This window comes from Ralstonia sp. VS2407 (assembly GCF_052950655.1).
In genome coordinates this window covers 123,068-144,529 of the sequence record NZ_JBRFVG010000007.1, presented here as the reverse complement: position 1 = coordinate 144,529, position 21,462 = coordinate 123,068, and the positions used below count along the sequence as shown (strand labels likewise).

Annotated in this window: 19 protein-coding genes; 14 read left to right on the top strand and 5 right to left on the bottom strand. The window is 66.0% G+C overall.

Translation table 11 applies throughout. From position 1 onward, the window contains the following. The first annotated feature begins 140 nt into the window (after positions 1-140). The 8 genes from glyQ to ACU8YE_RS13845 all read left to right on the top strand — a co-directional run bounded on the left by glyQ (position 141) and on the right by ACU8YE_RS13845 (position 7,646). Positions 141-1,124, top strand: coding sequence for a glycine--tRNA ligase subunit alpha (gene glyQ, locus ACU8YE_RS13880; protein WP_446928951.1), 984 nt, complete (start codon positions 141-143; stop codon positions 1,122-1,124). Beyond that, entirely contained in the window at positions 1,121-1,780 is a 660-nt protein-coding gene (locus ACU8YE_RS13875) for a hypothetical protein (RefSeq protein WP_232041981.1), read from the top strand. The genes glyQ and ACU8YE_RS13875 overlap by 4 nt, the downstream gene beginning before the upstream one ends. A 93-nt stretch (positions 1,781-1,873) precedes the next feature. Beyond that, complete coding sequence (glyS, locus tag ACU8YE_RS13870; protein ID WP_446928950.1) at positions 1,874-3,967, top strand: glycine--tRNA ligase subunit beta; 2,094 nt, start codon at positions 1,874-1,876, stop codon at positions 3,965-3,967. A 31-nt stretch (positions 3,968-3,998) separates the two neighbouring features. Then, positions 3,999-4,577: a D-glycero-beta-D-manno-heptose 1,7-bisphosphate 7-phosphatase gene (gene gmhB, locus ACU8YE_RS13865; RefSeq protein WP_024976609.1), complete on the top strand. Its 579-nt coding sequence runs from the start codon at positions 3,999-4,001 to the stop codon at positions 4,575-4,577. A gap of 22 nt (positions 4,578-4,599) precedes the next feature. Beyond that, a complete protein-coding gene (locus ACU8YE_RS13860; protein ID WP_232041979.1) occupies positions 4,600-5,352 on the top strand; it encodes a lysophospholipid acyltransferase family protein in 753 nt (250 codons plus the stop codon). Then, complete coding sequence (locus ACU8YE_RS13855; protein WP_260803053.1) at positions 5,349-6,227, top strand: M48 family metallopeptidase; 879 nt, start codon at positions 5,349-5,351, stop codon at positions 6,225-6,227. The genes ACU8YE_RS13860 and ACU8YE_RS13855 overlap by 4 nt, the downstream gene beginning before the upstream one ends. 122 nt (positions 6,228-6,349) lie before the next feature. Continuing rightward, entirely contained in the window at positions 6,350-6,757 is a 408-nt protein-coding gene (gloA, locus tag ACU8YE_RS13850; protein WP_024976612.1) for a lactoylglutathione lyase, read from the top strand. Next, on the top strand, positions 6,741-7,646 hold the full coding sequence (locus ACU8YE_RS13845) for a DMT family transporter (RefSeq protein ID WP_446928949.1): 906 nt from the start codon (positions 6,741-6,743) through the stop codon (positions 7,644-7,646). Before gloA ends, ACU8YE_RS13845 begins: the two co-directional genes overlap by 17 nt. On the opposite strand, the gene rsmA is transcribed toward ACU8YE_RS13845, so the two are convergent. The 4 genes from rsmA to ACU8YE_RS13825 all read right to left on the bottom strand — a co-directional run bounded on the left by rsmA (position 7,633) and on the right by ACU8YE_RS13825 (position 13,538). Further along, positions 7,633-8,478, bottom strand: a complete 846-nt coding sequence (gene rsmA, locus ACU8YE_RS13840) for a 16S rRNA (adenine(1518)-N(6)/adenine(1519)-N(6))-dimethyltransferase RsmA (protein ID WP_232041976.1) — start codon at positions 8,476-8,478, stop codon at positions 7,633-7,635. The two genes, ACU8YE_RS13845 and rsmA, sit on opposite strands and share 14 nt — an antisense overlap. Before the next feature lie 31 nt (positions 8,479-8,509). Continuing rightward, entirely contained in the window at positions 8,510-9,526 is a 1,017-nt protein-coding gene (gene pdxA / locus ACU8YE_RS13835; protein WP_446928948.1) for a 4-hydroxythreonine-4-phosphate dehydrogenase PdxA, read from the bottom strand. An 87-nt stretch (positions 9,527-9,613) separates the two neighbouring features. Further along, the gene (locus tag ACU8YE_RS13830) at positions 9,614-11,101 is read right to left on the bottom strand and encodes a peptidylprolyl isomerase (protein WP_446928947.1); all 1,488 of its coding nucleotides are present in this window, start codon (positions 11,099-11,101) and stop codon (positions 9,614-9,616) included. A 7-nt stretch (positions 11,102-11,108) separates the two neighbouring features. Then, positions 11,109-13,538 carry an LPS-assembly protein LptD gene (locus tag ACU8YE_RS13825; protein WP_446928946.1) on the bottom strand — a complete coding sequence of 810 codons (2,430 nt, stop codon included), beginning with the start codon at positions 13,536-13,538 and terminating at the stop codon, positions 11,109-11,111. A gap of 176 nt (positions 13,539-13,714) precedes the next feature. On the opposite strand from ACU8YE_RS13825, the gene ACU8YE_RS13820 reads away from it, so the two are divergent. Genes ACU8YE_RS13820 through murU form a run of 4 tightly spaced genes read left to right on the top strand, consistent with a single transcriptional unit; the run spans position 13,715 to position 16,549 of the window. Continuing rightward, positions 13,715-14,788 (top strand): aminoglycoside phosphotransferase family protein, encoded by a 1,074-nt coding sequence (locus tag ACU8YE_RS13820; RefSeq protein ID WP_446928945.1) that lies wholly within the window; start codon positions 13,715-13,717, stop codon positions 14,786-14,788. Continuing rightward, positions 14,788-15,516 (top strand): AzlC family ABC transporter permease, encoded by a 729-nt coding sequence (locus ACU8YE_RS13815; protein ID WP_446928944.1) that lies wholly within the window; start codon positions 14,788-14,790, stop codon positions 15,514-15,516. Before ACU8YE_RS13820 ends, ACU8YE_RS13815 begins: the two co-directional genes overlap by 1 nt. Continuing rightward, the gene (locus tag ACU8YE_RS13810) at positions 15,513-15,839 is read left to right on the top strand and encodes an AzlD domain-containing protein (RefSeq protein ID WP_260803060.1); all 327 of its coding nucleotides are present in this window, start codon (positions 15,513-15,515) and stop codon (positions 15,837-15,839) included. The genes ACU8YE_RS13815 and ACU8YE_RS13810 overlap by 4 nt, the downstream gene beginning before the upstream one ends. Before the next feature lie 17 nt (positions 15,840-15,856). Next, positions 15,857-16,549, top strand: coding sequence for an N-acetylmuramate alpha-1-phosphate uridylyltransferase MurU (gene murU / locus ACU8YE_RS13805; protein ID WP_446928943.1), 693 nt, complete (start codon positions 15,857-15,859; stop codon positions 16,547-16,549). Positions 16,550-16,553: 4 nt separating this feature from the next. On the opposite strand, the gene ACU8YE_RS13800 is transcribed toward murU, so the two are convergent. After that, complete coding sequence (locus tag ACU8YE_RS13800) at positions 16,554-18,611, bottom strand: putative bifunctional diguanylate cyclase/phosphodiesterase (protein ID WP_446928942.1); 2,058 nt, start codon at positions 18,609-18,611, stop codon at positions 16,554-16,556. A 227-nt stretch (positions 18,612-18,838) separates the two neighbouring features. Between ACU8YE_RS13800 and ACU8YE_RS13795 the strand changes: the two genes are divergently transcribed. Together ACU8YE_RS13795 and ACU8YE_RS13790 are read left to right on the top strand one after the other, a co-directional pair. Further along, the gene (locus ACU8YE_RS13795) at positions 18,839-20,227 is read left to right on the top strand and encodes an aminopeptidase P N-terminal domain-containing protein (protein WP_446928941.1); all 1,389 of its coding nucleotides are present in this window, start codon (positions 18,839-18,841) and stop codon (positions 20,225-20,227) included. Beyond that, the gene (locus ACU8YE_RS13790) at positions 20,224-21,459 is read left to right on the top strand and encodes a UbiH/UbiF/VisC/COQ6 family ubiquinone biosynthesis hydroxylase (RefSeq protein ID WP_446928940.1); all 1,236 of its coding nucleotides are present in this window, start codon (positions 20,224-20,226) and stop codon (positions 21,457-21,459) included. The genes ACU8YE_RS13795 and ACU8YE_RS13790 overlap by 4 nt, the downstream gene beginning before the upstream one ends. The last annotated feature ends 3 nt before the right edge of the window (positions 21,460-21,462 follow it).

The following is a 21,462-nucleotide window of genomic DNA, read 5'->3' as shown; positions in this document are numbered from 1 at the left end:
CGGAGTCGCTGACAAAAAACGCTAAAATTCAACGTTTTACGGCGGGCACGGAGCCAGGCGCTTCTCGTGCCCGCCGCTGCATTCCACCGTCGCGCGGTGCAACGCACGTTCCGTGCCGCCGCGGACCAACGGGTTCCACCATGCTCACCTTCCAGCAACTCATCCTCAAGCTGCAGTCGTACTGGGACGCCCAGGGCTGCGCCCTGCTGCAGCCGATCGACCTCGAAGTCGGCGCCGGTACGTCGCACGTGCACACCTTCCTGCGCGCGATCGGCCCGGAGCCTTGGCGTGCCGCCTACGTGCAACCGTCACGCCGCCCCAAGGACGGCCGCTACGGCGAGAACCCAAACCGCCTGCAGCATTACTACCAGTATCAGGTGGTGCTCAAGCCGGCGCCGGAAAACATCCTCGACCTGTACCTCGGCTCGCTGGAAGCGCTGGGGCTGGACCTGAAGCAGAACGACGTCCGCTTTGTCGAAGATGACTGGGAAAACCCCACGCTCGGCGCCTGGGGCCTGGGCTGGGAGGTGTGGCTCAACGGCATGGAAGTCACGCAGTTCACGTACTTCCAGCAAGTCGGGGGCCTTGACTGCAAGCCCGTGACCGGTGAGATCACCTACGGCATCGAGCGTCTGGCGATGTACCTGCAGCAGGTCGAGAACATCTACGACCTGGTCTGGACGGAGTGGGAAGAGCCGGGCCCGAACGGCCCCGTGAAGCGCCGCCTGACCTACGGCGACGTCTATCACCAGAACGAGGTCGAGCAATCGACCTACAACTTCGAACAGGCCGACACGACCGTGCTGTTCCGCCGCTTTGCCGAGCACGAAGCCGAAGCCAAGCGCCTGATGGGCGTGCGCGCAGAAGGCGAAGCTGCTGCCGAGGGCGACGCACCTGTCGTGCAGCTGGCCCTGCCCGCCTACGAGCAAGTGCTCAAGGCCGGCCACACCTTCAACCTGCTGGACGCGCGCGGCGCGATTTCGGTGACGGAGCGCGCGGCCTACATCGGCCGCATCCGCAACCTGTCGCGTCTGGTCGCGCAGGCTTACTACGACTCACGCGAACGCCTGGGTTTCCCGATGTGCGGCACGGCCGCCGCCGCCAAGACCACGGAGGCCGCATGACGGCCAACCGAGCACGGCGTGGCCTGGCGCTGCTGACCGCAGTGTCCATCGCCGCGCTGGCGCTACCGGCGAGCGTTGCACAAGCGGCACGGCATCGCACGTCCAAGGCGGCATCGACGGAGAAGGTTTTCGTCGTGCCCAACACTTTGACGCAGCTTTGCGTGGCCGATTCCAAGCCGCTGCAGCAAGCGCTGAGCACGGCCTGGACACCGCCTCCGCCGTCGCTCGATCAGTGGACGAGCCTGGTGCGCACGATGGCCTGCGACCTGTCCGGCGCGCGTGACCTCGGCTGGCATCGCGTGCCGCTGCGCACGTATGCAACGGCCCTGCGCTTCCCGCTCACGTGGGTGGAGTGGCAAGGCTCGGGCGTGAAGGCACAGCGCCGTGCGCGCGTGTTCCGCTCGGCGGGGCAATTGCCGAGTCGTCTGGAATTCAACGTGTCCGGCACGCTGCAAGAGGTGCGTTACGACGCGCGACGCGGCTTGCTGTCAGCCCGCTTCCTGCGCCGCGATGCTGCCGCGCCCGGCACCACGCCCGCGCCGATTGCACCGCCACCGCCGCCGGGCCAGTGCGCCGGCACGCAATTGCAGTTCCAGCAGCAGAACGGCGTGTGGCTGCTCTCGGGCGTGGAACCCGTGCCCGGCTCGCCCTGCTGATCACTGAATACTGAGCTGAACAACACAACGTACCGCCGCAACTGATCTGAACACCAAGCGGCGCAGAACAACGACGTCACCGATTCAAACGCTATGTCCACCCTCCTGATCGAACTGCTGACCGAAGAACTGCCGCCCAAGGCGCTGGCCCGCCTGGGCGAGGCGTTTGCGCGCGGCCTGTTTGACGGTCTGTCGGCGCAAGGCCTGCTCGAAGAGGGCGCCGCCGTGGAAGGTTTTGCCACGCCGCGCCGCCTGGCCGCATCGATCACCGGCGTGCGCCGCACCGCGCCCGATCGCGAATTGCGCGAGAAGGTGCTGCCTGTGACCATCGCCTTCGATGCCGAGGGCAAGCCCGCCGCACCGCTGGTCAAGAAGCTGGCCGCGCTGGCCAAGACCGTGGGCGTGGACGCCATCGCGCCCGAATCGCTCGAACGCGCGCCTGACGGCAAGGCCGAAGCGCTGTTCTATCGCTATACCGCGCGCGGCGCCGTGCTGGCCGACGGCCTGCAGACGGCACTGTCGCAGACCATCGCCAACCTGCCGATCCCGAAGGTGATGACGTATCAGCGCCCGAACGGTGAGAATGTTCAGTTCGTGCGCCCGGCCCACAAGCTGATCGCACTGCTCGACAGCGAAATCATCCCCGTCAGCGCATTCGGCCTGCAATCGGGCAACGTGACGCTGGGCCACCGTTTCCTGTCAGCCGGCGAGATCGTCATCCAAGACGCTACGTCATATGCGAGCACGCTGGAATCGCAGGGCAAAGTCATCGCCGGCTATGGCAAGCGCAAGGAAGCCATCCGCGCCGAGCTGCTCAAGACCGCCGGCGCCGATACGGTGGTCATGCCCGAAGCGCTGCTGGATGAAGTGAACGCGCTGGTCGAATGGCCCGTGGTCTACCCCTGCCACTTCGAGGAGGCCTTCCTCGCCGTGCCGCAGGAATGCCTGATCCTGACCATGCAGACGAACCAGAAGTACTTTGCGCTGACCGATGCACAGGGCCATCTGCGCAACCGCTTCCTGATCGTTTCGAACATCGCCACGGGCACGCCCGAGGCCATCATTCAAGGCAACGAACGCGTGGTGCGTCCGCGCCTGGCCGACGCGCGCTTCTTCTTCGAGCAGGACAAGAAGAAGCCGCTGGCCGACCGCGTGCCGCTGCTCTCACGCGTGGTCTATCACAACAAGATCGGCACGCAGCTTGAGCGTGTATCGCGCCTGCAGGCCATCGCGGGCCAACTGGCCGAGAAGCTTGGCGCGGATGTCGCACATGCCTCGCGCGGCGCATTGCTGGCCAAGGCCGATCTGCTGACCGACATGGTGGGCGAGTTCCCCGAGCTGCAGGGCACGATGGGCACGTACTACGCCCGCCACGATGGCGAACCCGACGACGTGGCGCTGGCCTGCTCAGAACACTACCAACCGCGCTTTGCCGGCGACGCGCTGCCCAGCACCGCCACGGGCACCGTGGTGGCGCTGGCCGACAAGCTGGAAACGCTGGTCGGCATCTGGGGCATCGGCCTGCAACCCACGGGCGAGAAAGACCCGTTCGCGCTGCGCCGCCACGCGCTGGGCATCCTGCGCATGCTGATCGAGAAGCCGCTCACGCTCACGATTGACGATGCGCTGCAGATTGCCGCCGCCAGCTTCGACGGCATCGCGACCGTCAAGCCGGATCTCGCCGCGATCACTGACTTCCTGTACGACCGCCTGCGCGGCTACCTGAAGGACAAGGGCTACAGCACCAATGAGGTCGAAGCGGTGGTCAGCCAGCGCCCGCAGCGCCTGGACGACATCGTCGCGCGCCTCGAAGCCGTGCGCGCCTTTGCTGCCCTGCCGCAGGCCGAAGCGCTGGCCGCCGCCAACAAGCGCATCACCAACATCCTGAAGAAGACCGACGTGGCCATCGGTGCAGTGCAGCCGCAACTGCTCAAGGAAGACGCCGAGCGCGCACTGCACCAGGCCGTGGCCTCGTCGGAGCCGCAGGTACACGATGCCTTCGCACGCGGCGACTTCACCACCGCGCTCAAGACGCTGGCTGGCCTGCGCGAAGCAGTCGACACCTTCTTTGACGGCGTGATGGTGATGGCCGAGGACACCGCGCTGCGCGACAACCGCCTCGCGCTGCTGGGTGAACTGCACGGCTTGATGAACCGCGTCGCGGACATCTCCAAGCTGGCCGCCTGATCGGCACCCCAAGCACCGTTCGGAGCCCACCATGCCCCATGTTCCCAAACTGGTGATCCTCGACCGCGATGGCGTCATCAACCGTGACAGCGACCAGTTCATCAAGTCGCCAGACGAATGGATTGCCCTCGACGGCAGCCTGGAAGCCATTGCCGAGCTGAACCAGGCCGGCTACCAGGTGGTGGTGGCAACCAACCAGTCGGGCATCGGGCGCGGCCTGTTCGAGGCCGCCGCGCTCAACGCCATGCACGAGAAGATGTACAAGGCGCTCGCCACCTACGGCGGGCGCGTCGATGCCGTCTTCTTCTGCCCGCACACCGCCGCCGATGCGTGCGAGTGCCGCAAGCCGAAGTCCGGCATGCTTCGCGAGATCGCTCGCCGGTTCGACATGGACCTCACGGGCGTGCCGGTGGTCGGTGACTCGCTGCGTGACCTGCAAGCCGGCGTCGAAGTCGGCGCCGTTCCTCACCTCGTACTGACCGGCAAGGGCGCCAAGACCCGCGATGCCGGAGACCTGCCCCCGGGCACCCAGATTCATGAGGACCTGCGTGCGTTTGCGCGTGCGCTGCTGTCCCCTGCGCCCCAGGGCACGCCCACGCGCGCCCCTTGAATTCGCCCCCAATGCGCCCCCGATGACTTTTATCCGTTCGCTGCTGTACCTGGTCTTCTTGATCGTCTGGACACCGATTTACGCGGTGGCCTGCTTCATCGTCTTTCCGTTCATGAACCCGCACCGCCGTTTCTGGATGGTGTCCGGCTGGACGAAGTCCGCCATCTGGATGGCGCGCGGGCTGCTCGGCATCCGCTGGCAATACCAGGGCTGGGAGAACATCGAGGAAGCCGTCGCCACCAACAAGCAGGTGGTGCTGCTTTCCAAGCATCAGTCGGCGTGGGAAACCATGGCCTATGTTGCGACCATGCCGCGCCCGCTGTGCTACGTGTTCAAGCGCGAGCTGCTGTATGTGCCGTTCTTCGGATGGGCACTCGGCATGCTCAAGATGGTGCATATCAACCGCAAGGACGGCGCCAATGCGTTCGCTTCCGTCGCGCGCCAGGGTAAGGAGCGCCTTGCCGATGGCGCATGGGTGATCATGTTTCCCGAAGGCACGCGCACACGCTCCGGCGACCCGAAGCCGCGCTACAAGAGCGGCGGTGCGCGCTTTGCCGTGGATACCGGCGCATGGGTCATCCCCATCGCGCACAACTCCGGCCGCGTGTGGCCGCGCAATTCGTTCCTGAAGCACCCGGGCTTGATCACGCTGTCGGTCGGGCCAGCCATATCGAGCGCCGGCAAGACCAGCGATGAACTCAACCGCGAAGTCGAAGCGTGGATCGAAGCAGAAATGCGTAGAATCGACGCCGATAGCTACCGCGAGCACGCATGAAACTGCTGCGCCCACCGACTTCGCCCACCACCGCCGACAGCGTCCAGCTTGAGCTGCCGCTGCTCGCGCCCGAAGCCCCGTCGCCATCGCAGTCGCCAGACGCATCCCTCCTCGCACCGCCCGCACTCGACTTTTCCACCGCACCGCTCGGCCCCAATCAGCGCCGCCTGACGCTGGGCGAGCGTGCGCTGATCTATAACCTCAAGCGTTCGTCGCGGCGCACCATCGGCTTTGTCATCGATGATCGCGGCTTGTCGATCACGGCACCGCGCTGGGTCACACTCGCCGAGATCGAACACGCCATCGCCGAAAAGCAGAAGTGGATCTTCGCCAAGCTGGCCGAATGGCGCGCGAACGCAGCACGCCGCATGCTGCCGCCCATGGAGTGGCAGGACGGCGCCGGGCTGCCGTTCCTCGGCAAAACGATCACGCTCAAGCTGGAGTCGCCGATCGGCGCGTTGATGTTCGATGCCGACACCAGCATGCTGCACCTGGGCCTGCCGCCCAGCACCACCGAGCAGCAGATCAAGGACCGCGTACAAGGCTGGCTGCAGACGCAGGCGCGACGCCTCTTCGGCGAACGACTTGAGGTGTATGCCGAGCGCCTGGGTGTGCGGCACAGCGCGTATGCGTTGTCTTCAGCTGCCACGCGGTGGGGAAGCTGCACCGCCGACGGCAAGATCCGTCTGAACTGGCGCCTGGTGCATTTCCCGCTGAGCTTGATCGACTACGTGGTTGCGCATGAGCTCGCGCACCTCAAGGAAATGAACCACAGCCCGCGCTTCTGGGATACGGTGGAGTCGATCTTTCCTGAGTTTCGTGAGGCCCGGGAGCAACTGCGCTCGCATCCGCCGGAATACCTGCCGGCGTTCTGATTCGCCTCGCCCACGCCGCAACGGCATGTGAGGGATGCGGCTGCAGAAAAAATCCTCGCCTGCAGGCTCCGCCACACCCTCCTACAATATGGCCTTCCGCAGTCCCCCAGGAAGGAAATCCCATGCGAATGCTCCACACCATGCTGCGCGTCGGCGACATGCAGCGATCGATCGACTTCTACACCAAGGTGCTCGGCATGCAGCTGCTGCGCACCAGTGATAACCCGGAATACAAATACTCCCTCGCGTTCGTCGGCTACGGCCCGGAGGCCGGTAACACGGTCATCGAGCTGACCTACAACTACGGCGTCAGCGAATACGATCTGGGCTCGGCGTTCGGCCACCTGGCAATCGAGGTCGACAATGCCGCGCAAGCCTGCGACCAGATCCGCAACGCGGGCGGCAAGGTCACGCGCGAAGCCGGCCCGGTCAAGGGCGGCAGCACCATCATTGCGTTCGTGGAAGATCCGGACGGCTACAAGATCGAGCTGATCCAGGCACGCTCGATGCCCGATGGCAACCGCCACTGACACCATCCGCCGGCCGCTGGACGGCACCGCCATCGGGCTGATGGTGGTGCTGTGCATGTGCTGGGGCTTTCAGCAGGTCGCCATCAAGGTGGCCGCCCACGACGTAGGCCCCGTCATGCAAGCCGGCGTGCGCTCGGCCATCGCGTCGGTCCTGGTGTTCGCATTTGCGCTGTGGCGCGGCACGTGCCTCTCGTTGCGTGACGGCACGCTGGCCGGCGGCCTGATGGCCGGTGTGCTCTTCGGCGTCGAGTTCCTGTGCATCTTCATCGGTCTGGGCTACACGACTGCCTCGCGCATGGCGGTGTTCCTCTACACCGCACCAATCTTCACCGCGCTCGGCCTGCACTTCTTTGTCCCGGGCGAGCACCTGCGCCCGCGCCAGTGGACCGGCATCGGCATTGCGTTTGGGGGGATCGTGCTGGCGTTTGCCGACGGCGTCCTGCACCCGGCAGCCGGGCCATCAACCTCATTGGGTGACGCGCTGGGCGTGGCAGCAGGCGCGTTATGGGGCGCGACGACCATCGTCGTGCGCGCAAGCAAGCTCTCCGAAGCCCCGGCGGCGAAGACGCTGCTGTACCAATTGGCTGTTTCCGCCGTGTTGCTGCTGTTGATGGCCGCCGGCACCGGGCAGGTCTTTACCGCGAACCTCACGCCCACGGCGCTGGCGAGCCTCGCTTACCAGTCTGTGCTGATCGCATTCGCCAGTTACCTGACGTGGTTCTGGCTACTGCGCCGCTACCTGGCGTCGCGGCTATCAGTGTTCTCGTTCCTGACGCCGCTGTTTGGCGTGGCGTTTGGTGTGCTGCTGTTGCACGAACCGGTGGGCCTGCGGTTTGCGCTGGCCGCGGCGCTCGTGCTGTCGGGCATCCTGCTCGTCAATCTTCGCTAAGCTCGGAAACGCTGCCGGCGATTCGGTTGGCCGGCAGCGCGTTCGCCACCGCCACGAAGTCTTCCACCGGCACTTCTTCCGCGCGACGGCCCAGGTCAAAGCCAAGCGCTTCGAAATCGATCACATCGCGCAGCGCGCCCAGCGTGTTGCGCAACACCTTGCGCCGCTGCGAAAACGCCATCGTCACCACCGTGCCTAGCGCGCGCATATCGACCGGCGCATACGGCGATTTATCGGCCGGCCAGGGAATCATCCGCACCACCGCCGAATCCACCTTGGGCGGCGGGTTGAACGAACCCGGCGGCACATCCAGCACCAGCTCCATGTAGTACCGCACCTGCAGCATCACCGAAAGCCGGCTGAACGCCTTGCTACCCGGCGCGGCCACCATGCGGTCGACCACCTCTTTCTGCAGCATGAAATGTTGATCGCGCACGCGATCGGCAAACGTGGCCAGATGGAACAGCAGCGGGCTCGAGATGTTGTACGGCAGGTTGCCGACGATGCGCAGCGGCCGGCCCGCCTCCACCAGCGATCCGAAATCAAACGCGAGTGCATCACCTGCATGCACGATCAGCCGATCGCCGAAACGCTTCTGCAAGCGCGCAACCAGATCGCGGTCCAGCTCGACCACCTGCAGCGTGCGCACACGCTCCATGAGCGGCACGGTGAGTGCGCCCAGGCCCGGGCCGATTTCGACGAGCACATCGTCGGGCTTGGGATCAATGGCGGCAACGATGGCGTGGATCACGCCGTCATCGACCAGGAAGTTCTGGCCGAAGCGCTTGCGGGCCTGGTGCCCCTGGTGAACGCCGGTCGTGGATCGTGCCATTGCGAACTCGAAATCGAAAAGGTGAAGAAACTCAGGAACGCGCCGTGTGCCGCGCCATGGCGATGGCGGTATCGATCGCCTCGATCATGCTGCCGAACTCGGCACGGCCCGTACCTGCCAAGTCCAGCGCCGTGCCGTGGTCTACCGACGTGCGCACGAACGGCAGGCCCAGCGTGATGTTCACGCCGTGCCCAAAGGTGCCGTACTTGAGCGGCGCCAAGCCTTGGTCGTGGTACATCGCCAGCACGCAATCGGCGTCAGCCAGAAGGCGCGGCTGGAACAGCGTATCGGCAGGATACGGACCGTGCGCATCGATTCCGCGCGCACGCGCACGCGCGATGGCGGGCTCGATCACCTCGATCTCTTCGCGGCCGAGGTGACCTGATTCACCCGCATGCGGATTCAACCCCGTCACGAGGATGCGCGGTGCGGTCAAGCCGAAGCGCGTATGCAGATCACGCTGCACGATGTCCAGCGTTTCATCAAGCACCGTGGGCGTGATGGCGTCCGGCACCTCGCGCAGCGGCAAGTGCGTCGTCGCCAGTGCCACACGCAGCATGGCGTTATCGTGCGCCGGCTGCGGGCCAGCGAGCATCATCACCACGCGCGGCGTGTGGCTGCGCTCCGCCAGGTATTCGGTATGGCCGGTAAACGGCACCCCTGAGTCGTTGATCGTGCTCTTCTGCACCGGCGCCGTGACAATCGCGTCGTAGCGGACGCCGTCCACCGTGCCAATCTGGCAGCCGTCGATGGCGGCATCGAGCAGGTTCAGCACATAGCGGCCGTTGGCGGCATCGAGCACGCCAGCGCGCACCGGCGCACCCAGCGGGCGCTCCACAATGGTCAGCGCCGTGGACGCAACGCGCCAGAAATCGCCCTGCCCGATCGCGTCAGCGCGCGCCTGCAGCAATGCCGCATCGCCAATCACATGCCACTGCACATCGGCGTAACGCGGCGAGGCCTGCCGCGCCAGGTGCAGCAACGCAGCCACGGTGATGTCGGGACCGATACCGGCGGGCTCGCCGGTGGTGATGGCAATGTTCAACATGCAGCGCTTTCCTGCGATGGTTTCCGGTCGATCTAGAAACGCCACGGCCGCCCGCAGGCGGCCGTGAGCGATGCGGATATCCGTAGCTTACTGCTGGCGGTTCACGCGGTATTCCACGTGCGCTGAGTCGCGCAGCTCACGCAGCCAATCCTCATAGGCGGCCTGCACCTTCTTCTCGCGGATCACCGAGCGTGCGTAGTCGCGCTCGCGGTCTCCCGACACTTCTGCCTCGCGGCGGCCTTCCACCTGGATCAGGTGCACACCGAACTGGCTCTGCACAGGCTGCGACACCTCACCCGGCTTGAGCTGGTTCATCGCCTGCTCGAACTCCGGCACCAGCTGGCCCGGCGACACCCAGCCCAGCTCGCCACCTGCACCGGCCGAACCGTCCTGCGAATACCGGCGCGCCGCATCGCCAAAGTCATAGCCGTGGACGATGCGGTCACGCAGGCCTGCCAACTGGCGGCGCGCGTCGTCCGCAGACATCGTCGGACCGGTCTTGATCAGGATGTGGCGCACTTGTGTCTGCTGCACCTTGGCGGCAATCGCGGTGCTCGGTGCGCGCTTCTCCAACAGCTTGATCACGTGATAGCCGGCCGGGCTTTCGACCACTTGGCTCGCCACTTGGCCCGCCTTCATGTCGACCACGGCGTTGGCGAACACAGCCGGCAGGCGACCGATCGGACGCAGCCCAAGCTCGCCGCCTTGCGATGCATCCTGCGCACCCGAATTGTCACGCGCGAGCTTGGCGAAATCCGCGCCGCCCTGCGCCTGCTTGAGCAGGCTTTCGGCCTTGGTGCGCGCTGCAGCCTTCTCCGCATCCGTGGCGCCTTCCGCGACCGGCACGAGAATCTGCGCGACGTTGTATTGCTGCTCGCCAGCCGGGACCGTTCCGCCGCCCTGCTGCGCCAGATAGTTGTCGATCTCGCCGTCGTAGACCTGCACCTTGGAGTCGACCTCGCGCTCGCGCAGGCGCGCCAGCAGGATTTCCTGACGCAGGTCGTCGCGGTACTTGTCGTACGTCATGCCGGCATCCTTCAGCTTGCTCTTGAGCTGCGGCACGGACAGGTTGTTGCGCTGGGCCACGCTTTCCACGGCACGATCCACATCGGCGTCGGACACGCGGATGCCGCTTTCCTTGGCGCTCTGCGCCTGCACGCGCTCCAGGATCAGTTGCTCAAGCACTTCACCGAGCATATCGGCGCGCGGCGGCAGCGGACGGTTCTGTGCGCGGAACGTGCGCTCCACCAGATCCGCGCGGTTCAGCAGTTCGCGGCGCGTAATGACATCGGTGTTGACCACGGCCACCACTTCGTCGACCAGTTGGCTGCGCGGCGCACCCGGAGCCGTCGGCTCGGGCAGCGTGCCCTGCAGCAGCGGCTGGCTTGGCGACGAGCCCGGGTTGGCGAAGATGCCGCGCACCGGTGCACTCTTCTTTGCCGATTGCGCCTGCTGCGCGTGGACGGCTGGCGACAGCGTGGTCCCCGCCATCAGCGCGACCAGCACGCCGGTAGCAACCCGCAAGCGGCCCAGAGGAGCCACACGCGTGGCGAAAGCGGTCGATTGGAAAGCCATGATGTCGTTATTCATATTGATCCAGCACGGACGGCGTGATCGGCTGCGCGGTCACCGGCTGGTAGCCGGGCACGTTCAGACGAATCACGTCGATCGGATTGTTCCCCACCTTCGACAAACCCTTGAATTCGATCTGGGCAAAGATATGCGTCGTATAGCCCGAAACCGCATTGCTGTAGCGCTGTACCGCCAGTCGGCCGACCCAGCAGTCCGCCACATACTCGAGGCCAAGCAGCATATCCGACGGCTTGCGCGCATCCAGGTCGTAACCGATGCGGCCCAGACCGTACAGGCGCCGTGTGATCGGCCACTGCGTTGAGATATCGGCCTGTTCCAGAGGCAGTTGGCCGGTATTGGCATCTTGCCGGTAATAGCGGTAGCCCAGGTTGATCACCTTGTTGGCTTCCGGCTTCCAGCTGAACGCGACCGTCGAGCGCATGATGCGGTCGATGTCCTGATTGTACTGAAGGTTCGTATCGAAAAAGATGCCGCGGAACATCTGGATCGTGGTCGCGCCCAGAAGGTCCGAATAGCGGCGCACCGACGTCGGCGCCGCCCCCGCCAGCGTCACGCGCTGTCCTTCAAAATCGATGCGTTGCGCGATCGTGGCCCGCAAGCGCTCAATGCCTGACTCCGCCTCAATGAAGCGCGTGGTCACGCCCGCCGTCAGTTTGTTGTTGTCGGCAATGCGGTCATAGCCGGTGTACGGGTTCTCCGTAAAGATCTGGCCGAGGTTGTAGTCCGACTGACCGGTATCGAACAACGGAATCTGCGACTGATCGCGATACGGCGTGTACACATAGAACACGCGCGGCTCCAGCGTCTGGATGTAGTTGACGCCAAACAGCTTGGTGACCAGCGGCGCATCGCGCTCAAAGGTCATGCCCGAATCGAGCGAGAACGTGGGCAGCGTGCGATTGATCTGCGTGTCCTGCGTATCGCCTGCAGGACGATCCAGGCGGTATGCGGTGGTGTTGAGGATGAACTTCGGCGTGACGTACCAGCCCGGACGGATGATCGGGTAGCTGATCGTCGGCTGCATGAACAGCCGCTCGCCCTGGACAGTATTGGCCGTTGGGATCGAGAACCGGGTGTAATCGGTCTGGAAGGTGACGTCGAACCCTGCGAGGTCATAGCGCATATATGACAGATTCAACTGCGGTACGCGTTCGTACGGTGCGGCGAGCGGCGTGGTGGCCGTAGACAATGTCTGGAATTTCAGCACGCTTGCGGAGGCAATCCAATCACCAATGGTGTAGGAGAGACTGCCCTGCTGGACGTACTGACGCTGCGTCGCCGTGACGATGCTGCGGCCCAGGTCATCCGGGTAGGTGTTATCGGAAACCTTGTTGTAGTTGATGTAGCCGGTCAGGCCTGGCGCCAAGCTCTGGGTGTGTACTGCCGAAATCGACCAACGATTGCGACCCGCCTCACGATCATCGGGCAGGAATTCGCCGCGCAGGACGCCGCTGTACGACGTATCGAGATAACGGTACTCGGCGCCAAGCTGCAGGCCACGCTGGCTCAGCAGACGCGGGTACAACGTCAGATCGCGGTTCGGCGCGATGTTGAAGTAGTACGGCAGCGTGACGTCCGCCCCGCTGCGGCTGTTGTAGCCGAAGACGGGTGCCAGGAAGCCGCTGCGCCGGTCGTCATTGAGCGGGAAGTCCATGATCGGCGCGGCAAACACCGGCACACCGAAGAAGTGCAGCACGCCGTTGCGGCCAGTGCCGACCTGGCGGTCGCTGTCGATGTCGATGCGGCTTGCGCTGAAGTACCAGTCGACGTTGTCGGGCGAGCACGTAGTGTACGTACCGCGCGTGATGCGGCTGTTGTCCTTGTCGATGAAATCGATGCGGTCTGCGGTGCCGTGCCCGCCGGTCGTGTGGAACTCGTACGTGGGCGTGCTAATGGTGCCTTCGTTGGCGGTGACCTTGAGCTTGGCGTCCGGGCCGGTGACGAGCGTGCCGCCCTTGAACAGACGCACGTTGCCGGTGGCGGTGGCAACGTCGGTGTCCTGGTTGTAGTCGAGCGTGTCGCCCTTGAGCACCGAACCGTTGCGGCGCAGTTCGCCATGGCCGCGCAGGTGGATGTCTTCGTTGGTGCGGCCGTCCATCTTGTCGGCCGCGGTAAAGGTGGGGACGGTGTTGTCCGGGCGCTGGACGGGCTCGGCCATCTTGGGCACCAGCGGGCTGCCGCCGGGCGTGGTCGGGCCGGACGTGGCCAGGGCTGTGACCGACGAGGCCGGGGTGACAGCAGGCGCCGTCGCTTGCGTGGTGTCCGCGCTCTGCGCCGCGGACGTCGCTGTCCAGACACCGGCCACCGCAAATACCAGCGGGCGCAATGCCAGCGTGCCACGCCGGTTGGCGGGCCGCTGATCGGGCGCGGCAACAGCAGCGCGCTGCCGGTTTTTCCTGGCTCGGTTCGGTTCGGTCATGCAGATCGGGAACAGGGCCGCGCGCGCAACGGCACGCACAGGCACAAAATCAGTCAGTACTGCGATCAATCCCGCCGCCGGACGCGGCCTGGACAGGGCCGGCGCTCGCTCGCGGCGAAACTCGGTCGGGTATTATACGGGGCTTCCTTCCAGCCTCATTCCAGCATTCTCTCAGCATGGCTTCGACCCCTGGCGCCGCAGCAGGCGCAACCGACGCACGCCTTGGCCAACTGCGCGACTGGCTCGGCACATTGCCCGCCGCCCACGGCTTGCGCATCGACACGCTGCAACCCGCTTCGGCCGATGCCAGCTTCCGCCGCTATTTCCGCCTGGACAGCGCAGTCAGTGGCAAACCCGGCACGCTGGTCGTCATGGACGCCCCGCCGCCGCAGGAAGATTGCCGCCCGTTTGTCCACGTGGCGGGCCTGCTGAATGGGGCCGGCGTGCATGCACCTCAGGTGCTGGAGCAGGATCTCGCGCAGGGCTTCCTGCTGCTAACCGATCTGGGCCCGCAAACGTATCTGCAATCGCTGCGCGAGCACGATTTCGACCTCGCCTACGCCAACACGCTGTTCCGCCCGGCCATCCATACCCTGGTGCGCTGGCAATTGGCCTCACGCGAGGGGGAGCTTCCCCCGTATGACGAAGTGCTGCTGCGCCGCGAGCTGTCGCTGTTTCCCGACTGGTATGTCGAGCGCCACCTGCAACGCCCGCTGGACGCCGCGCAGCGCGAATCGCTCGACAAGGTGTTCAAGCTGCTGGTCGACAGCGCCTTGGCCCAGCCGCGCGTGTACGTCCACCGTGACTACATGCCGCGCAACCTGATGATCAACGTGGCCGACCCGTCGCAGCCGGGCGTGCTGGACTTCCAGGACGCCGTCTACGGCCCGATCACCTACGACGCCGCCTCGCTGCTGCGCGATGCCTTTTTGTCGTGGGACGAAGAGCAGGAGCTGGATTGGGCCGTGCGCTACTGGGAAGCCGCCCGCGCCGCCAAGCTGCCCGTGGACGACGACTTCGGCGAGTTCTACCGCGCGCTCGAATGGATGGGCGCGCAACGCCATCTGAAGGTAGCCGGCATCTTCGCGCGCCTGCGCTACCGCGACGGCAAGACCGGCTACGTGGAAGACACTCCGCGCTTCATCGCCTACCTGCGCCGTGTATGCAGCCGCTACAACGCGCTGGCACCGTTGGCCCGCCTGCTCGATCAACTCGAAGATCGCGCGCAGCAGATCGGCTATACGTTCTGATGGCTTCCCGCCGCGCCGTCGAGTTTCGCGCCGGCATGCTGGCACTCGCGCCCATGTTGCTGGGCGTGGTGCCGTTCGGCCTGATCTACGGCGTGCTGGCCACGTCCGCCGGCATGCCCGCGTGGCTTGCCGTGGTGATGAGCGCCATCGTTTTCGGTGGCGCCTCGCAGATGATCCTCGTGCAATTGTGGGCCGGTGGCGCGCCCGCGCTGGTGATTGCGGCGACGGTCTCGATGGTGAATCTGCGGCATGCGCTGTATTCGGCCAGCATCGCGCCGGCGCTCGCGCATCTGCCACGCCGCTGGAAATGGCTGATCGCCTATCTGCTGACCGACGAGGCGTTCGCCGCCATGAACCGCCGCGTTGTCACCGCGCAGCCTGGCAGCGAGGAAGCCGCCTACCGCCACTGGTACTTCCTTGGCGCTGGCGTGGCGCTGTGGTCGAGCTGGCAGGCGTCGACGATCGTCGGCGTGGTGCTGGGCGCGCAGGTGCCGACCTCGTGGCCGCTTGATTTCTTCCTGCCGCTCACGTTCATCGCCATCGTGGTGCCGGCGCTGCGCACGCGTGCCCAGCTGGCCGCTGCCGTGACCGGCGCCGCGCTGGCCGTGGCCTGGACGGGCTGGCCGCACAAGCTGGGGCTGATGAGCGCGGCATGTGTGGGCATCGCCGTCGGCGCGCTGGTTGAGCGCTTGCTCGCCCGACCGTCCGACAAGGGGGCCACCGCATGAAAGCCCTCATCCTCTTAGGCGTGTTACTGATTTCCGGCGCGGCCACCTACCTGATCCGCCTATCGTTCATCGCGCTGGAAGGGCGCATGAACCTGCCGATGTGGTTCCGCAGCGCCCTGCCCTACGTGCCGGCCGCGATGTTGACCGCGCTGATCGCGCCCGATCTGCTGATGCGTGACGGCGCGCTCGCAGTGTCGGTCGACAACCCCCGTCTGCTTGCCGGCATCGTCGCCATCGTCATCGCACGGGTGACAAAGAGCGCGATGTGGACCATCGTCGGCGGCATGGCCGTGCTGCTGATTCTTATGAAGGTGATGGCTTGAATTCGACGACGCGCGCCATGATTTTTGCAGCGGGCCGTGGCGACCGCATGCGCCCGCTGACCGACCACACGCCCAAACCCCTGCTCAACGTGGGCGGCAAACCGCTGATCGTCTGGCAGATCGAGCGCCTGGCTGCAGCCGGCGTGCGCGACATTGTCATCAACCACGCGTGGCTCGGCGTGCAGATCGAAGCCGCGCTCGGAGATGGCAGCGCGTGGGGCGTGCGCCTCGCGTATTCACCGGAACGGCAAGCGCTGGAAACGGCAGGCGGCGTCGCCCAGGCGATGCCGCTGCTGCATGCCGGCGATGGGCACAGCGTATTCATTGCTGTCAGCGGCGATGTGTTCTGCGATTACGACTACACCGTGCTATGCGACCGTGCGCCCGCGATGGCGGCGCAAGCGATACCCGGCATGCATTTGGTGATGGTGCCCAATCCGCCCTATCACCTGCGCGGCGATTTCGCCCTGGATGACCAAGGCACACTCCACGCCGAAGGCCCCGAGCGTCTCACGTTCGGCAACATCGGCTTGTACGACACGCGCCTGTTTGCCGGCATCGCGCCCGGTACGCGGCTGGCGATGACGCCGCTGTACCACCAGGCCATCGCCGAAGGCCGCGCTACGGGCGAGCGCTTCGACGGGCGCTGGGAAAACGTCGGGACGCCAGCGCAGCTGGCCGCGCTCGACGCGGAAGTCGCGTCGCGCTAAGCACTTACGCCATCGCGGCGCTCAGCGATTCCGCCGTCATCGGGCGGCCCAACAAGTAGCCCTGCAGCGAGTGACAACCGAGCCGCGTCAGAAACGCCTGCTGCTCGGCCGTCTCCACACCTTCTGCGACGATGCGCAGGTTCAGCGTCTGGCCCAGCGCCACGATGGCCGAGACGATGGCCGCGTCTTCCGTGTCGTGCGCCAGGTCGCGCACGAAACCGCGATCAATCTTCAGCTCGCTGGCAGGCAAGCGCTTGAGATACAGCAGGCTTGAATAACCGGTGCCGAAATCGTCGATCGAAATCCGCACACCCATCGCATCGAGCTGCTGCAGGATCTGCAGGCTTGCGTCAACGTCGCGCATGGCGGTCGATTCCGTAATCTCCAGCGTCAAGCTGCGGGGGTCCAGCGCATGGCGCGCGAGCGTGTCGCGCACGGTGTCGATGAGCGCGACATGGCCAAACTGCAACGCAGAGAGATTCACGGCGACGGTCCAGCCGGTGCGCCCCTCGCGGTGCCATTGCGCCATCTGGCGGCAGGCTTCGTCCAGCACCCATGCGCCCAGCGGCACGATCAGCCCGGTCTTCTCGGCCAGCGGGATGAACTCGTCGGCGGGCACCAGGCCGCGCTGCGGATGCTGCCAGCGCACCAGCGCCTCCACGCCCATGATCGGCCCGTTGGGCGCGTTGAACTTGGGCTGGTAATGCAGCACGAGTTCGTGCCGCTCGACCGCGCGGCGCAGGTCTTGCACGAGCTGCAACTGCTGATGCACGTCGGCGTTCATTGACGGCTCGAAGAAACTGTAGGCGTTCCGGCCCAGGCCCTTCGCGTGGTACATCGCCGCATCGGCATTGGTCAGCAGATCGTGCTGGTTGCCGCCGTCGCCCGGGTAGATCGCAATGCCGATGCTGGTGGAAACACGCAACTCGTGACCGCCCGCCATGAAGGGCTCGCGCACCACTTCCAGCAGCGCGTCGGCCAGGGTGCCGGCGTCTTCCGGATCGTCCACATAGGCGAGCACGACGAATTCATCGCCGCCGACACGCGCCACGGTGTCCTGCTGCCGCACCCGCGCGCCGATGCGCTGCGCCACGTCGATCAGCAACAGATCGCCCACGTGGTGGCCATAGACATCGTTGACGGACTTGAAGCCATCCAGGTCCATGAACATGAGCGCGAAGCGGCGCTTCTCGCGTTCAGCCGTGCGGATCGCCTGGGTCAGGCGGTCTTCCAGCAGGACGCGGTTGGACAGCTTGGTCAGGTTGTCGTGCAGCGCTAGGTAGGCCAGCTCCTTGTTGGCCGCGGCCAGCGAGTTCGCCAGCAAGGCGGTGCGCGCTTCCATGCGCATGTCGAGCACCGAGATGATGAGCGCGATAGCCAGCACCGCCAGCGTCACGATGATGATGACCAGCGCCAGCCATTCGGCACTCGCCCCGGTGTGCGCAGCGCCGCACACACTGCCGAATGGAAACGCTGCCGCCGACATGCCCGTGTAGTGCATGCCGACGATGGCCACGCCCATCACCACCGCCGAACCGGCACGCAGTGCACGAACGCGCCGCGACTGCCGCCGCAGGCGGAACGCGATCCACAGCGCCACGCCCGACGCCAGCACGGCAATCACGATCGACAGCGCAAACCTCGCGGGGTTGTATTGAATGCCGGGGTTCATGCGCAGCGCGGCCATGCCGGTGTAGTGCATGCCCGCGACACCCGCGCCCATGAGCAGCGCACCGCCTGCCAGGCGCGGCCAAGGCAATTCACGCCGGCTGACCAGCCACAACGCAAACATCGACGCTCCAATGCCGATGGCGAGCGAGGTCAGCGTGATGCCAACGTCATATCCAACGGGGATCGGCAGGTTCAGCGCCAGCATGCCGACAAAGTGCATCGACCAGATACCCAGCCCCATGGCCGATGCGCCGCCGATGAGCCACCACGACGCCGCGCGGCCTTGCGCCGTGACGACACGTCCTGCCATATCCAGCGCCGTATATGACGCCAGGATGGCCACGAAGAGGGAAAGCAGGACAAGAAGAGGGTTGTAACTGCTGGCGAGCATCGGTTCTCCTGGGCAGGCCGATCCAATGCGGCCAGTCCACTGCAGGCGGAGGTCGCAACCGGGATGCAAAACAGGTCAGTATTAACGGCGGCGGCCGCCCGAGACTTTAGGAGAGGCCGTCCGCAGCGCACAAGTCTCCTTTCGGGTGTGGCAATGCCCCTCCTGCGAATGCCCGCCGGGCGCGGCGTTACAATCGACGCATCCTTTTTGCTGCCGGAAAACACGCTATGTCCGCCACCGAACTCGCTTTCCTCCAGACCTATCGCCAGCGCCGGGAGCGCGTCGTGCAGTGGCTGCGCGCGGCATCGGGTGGCAATGGCGGCGTCGCCATCGTGCCGACCGCACCTGAGGCGATGCGCAACCGCGACAGCGACTACCCCTACCGGCACGACAGCTACTTCTATTACCTGACCGGCTTTACCGAGCCCGAAGCGGTGCTTGCCATCGTGGTCCCCGCTGGCAGCGCCCCCGCGCGCAGCGTGCTGTTCTGCCGGCCCAAGCATGAAGAGCGCGAAATCTGGGACGGCTTCCGCTTCGGCCCCGAAGCCGCTAAGGAAGCCTTCGGCCTGGATGAGGCGGACTCGGTGGAAGAGATCGACGCGACGCTGCCCAAGCTGCTCGCCAACGCTGCGGCCGTCGCTTATCCGCTGGCTGAAAGCGGCATATTCGACCGCCGCATGCGCCGCTGGCTCGACGCGGTGCGCATGCAAGGCCGCGCAGGTGTGTCGTCGCCACACCAGGCGCTGGACGTGCGCGCCATCCTCGACGAGCTGCGCCTGTTCAAAGACCCGAGTGAACTCGACATCATGCGTCGTGCCGGCCGCATCTCCGCGGGAGCGCATGTGCGCGCCATGCAGGCTTCACGTGCCGGCCTGCGTGAATACCATCTCGAAGCCGAGCTGCTGTACGAATTCCGCCGCCACGGTGCGCAAAGCGTCGCCTACAACTCCATCGTTGCCACTGGCCCCAACGCTTGCGTGCTGCACTACCGTGCCGGCGACGCCGAACTGCGCGACGGCGATCTCTGCCTGATCGACGCCGGCTGCGAGCTGGACGGCTACGCATCGGACATCACGCGCACGTTCCCGGTGAACGGCCGCTTCACGGGCCCGCAACGCGAGCTGTATGCGCTTGTGGTTGCCGCGCAGGAAGCCGCCCTGGCCGAAACGCGCCCGGGCGTGCCGTATAACGTGCCGCACGATGCCGCCACGCGCGTGCTGGCGCAAGGCATGCTCGACACTGGCCTGCTTGACCGCAACACGGTCGGCACGCTTGACGACGTGATCGCCGGTGGCCAATACCGCCAGTTCTACATGCACCGCACTGGCCACTGGCTCGGCATGGACGTGCACGACGTGGGCGAATACCGCACACCCGGCACCGCCGCGCCTGCAGAAGGCGAACGCCCGTGGCGCCCGCTGGAAGCCGGTATGGTGCTGACCGTCGAACCCGGCATCTACGTGCGCCCCGCGCCTGGCGTGCCGGAACAGTACTGGCACATCGGCATCCGCATTGAAGACGACGCCATCGTCACGCCCGAAGGCTGCGAAATCATCACGCGCGACGTGCCCGTGGCCCCGGACGAAATCGAACTGGTGATGCGGAGCCAGGCATGACCGACAGCATCACAGCAAGCAACGCGGTGCCGGATTTCGACGTCGCCATCGTCGGCGCCGGGCCCGTCGGGCTGGCGCTGGCCAACTGGTTGCTGCGCGACACCGACTGGCGCATCGCCCTGTTCGATGCGCGCGATGCTGAAGCCGCCGCGCGAGACCCGCGCTCGCTGGCGCTCTCGCATGGCTCGCGCGTGCTGCTGCAGGAGATTGGCGGGTGGCCCAAGCGCGCCACGCCCATCACGCACATCCACGTCTCGCAACGCGGCCACTTCGGGCAAGCGCATATCCGCCGTGAAGACTACGACGTCCCGGCGCTCGGCCACGTCGTGCAATACGGTAACCTGAGCGCCGCGCTCAACGCCGCACTTGGCACGCAGATGGCGCGCCACCCAAACCGCCTCACCCGCTACGACCACACGCCCGTGGAGCGCGTCGAACAACTGCCGCGAGCCGACGGCACCATCGCCCCGGCACGCGTGCGGGCGCTACGCGAAGGGCGTCATCCGCTGGCCATCGAAACCGAAGTCGTCATCCAGGCCGAAGGCGGCTTGTTCGACGACGCACGCAAGCAGCAAGGCGGTATCGGCCACGCACGGCGCCGCGATTACGGCCAGACCGCCATCGTCGCGCACGTGCGCTGCAGCGCGCCGCTGGAAGGCTGGGCATGGGAGCGCTTCACACCCGAAGGCCCGCTCGCATTGCTGCCGCAAGATGACGCGCAGGGCCCTGGCTACGCGCTCGTCTGGTGCTGCGCGCCCGACGAAGCACGCCGACGCGCAGCGTTGCCCGACGACGCCTTCCTCGCTGAACTGGGTGCTGCCTTTGGCGAGCGCATGGGCCGCTTCACGCACGCCAGCCCGCGCCACACATTCGCGCTCGGGCTGCACGCGCAGCGCATTCCGGTCGACCGCCGCGTCGCCGCCATCGGCAATGCCGCGCAGACGATCCACCCCGTGGCGGGCCAGGGCTTCAACCTCGGCCTGCGCGACGCGTTCGAAATGGCGCGCGCGCTTCGGGATGGGGCAACGGCAGCCACGCTCGCCCGTTTCGCGCGCGAACGCGCGTTTGACCGCGCTGTCACCATCGGCCTGACCGATTTGCTGCCGCGCGCGTTTGCCGTGCCGGGCCGGCCGTTTGGCCACCTGCGCGGCGCCGCGCTTACGCTGCTGGAATGCCTGCCGCCGCTCAAACACGGGCTGGCCCGGCAGATGATGTTCGGGCAGCGAGGTTAACGG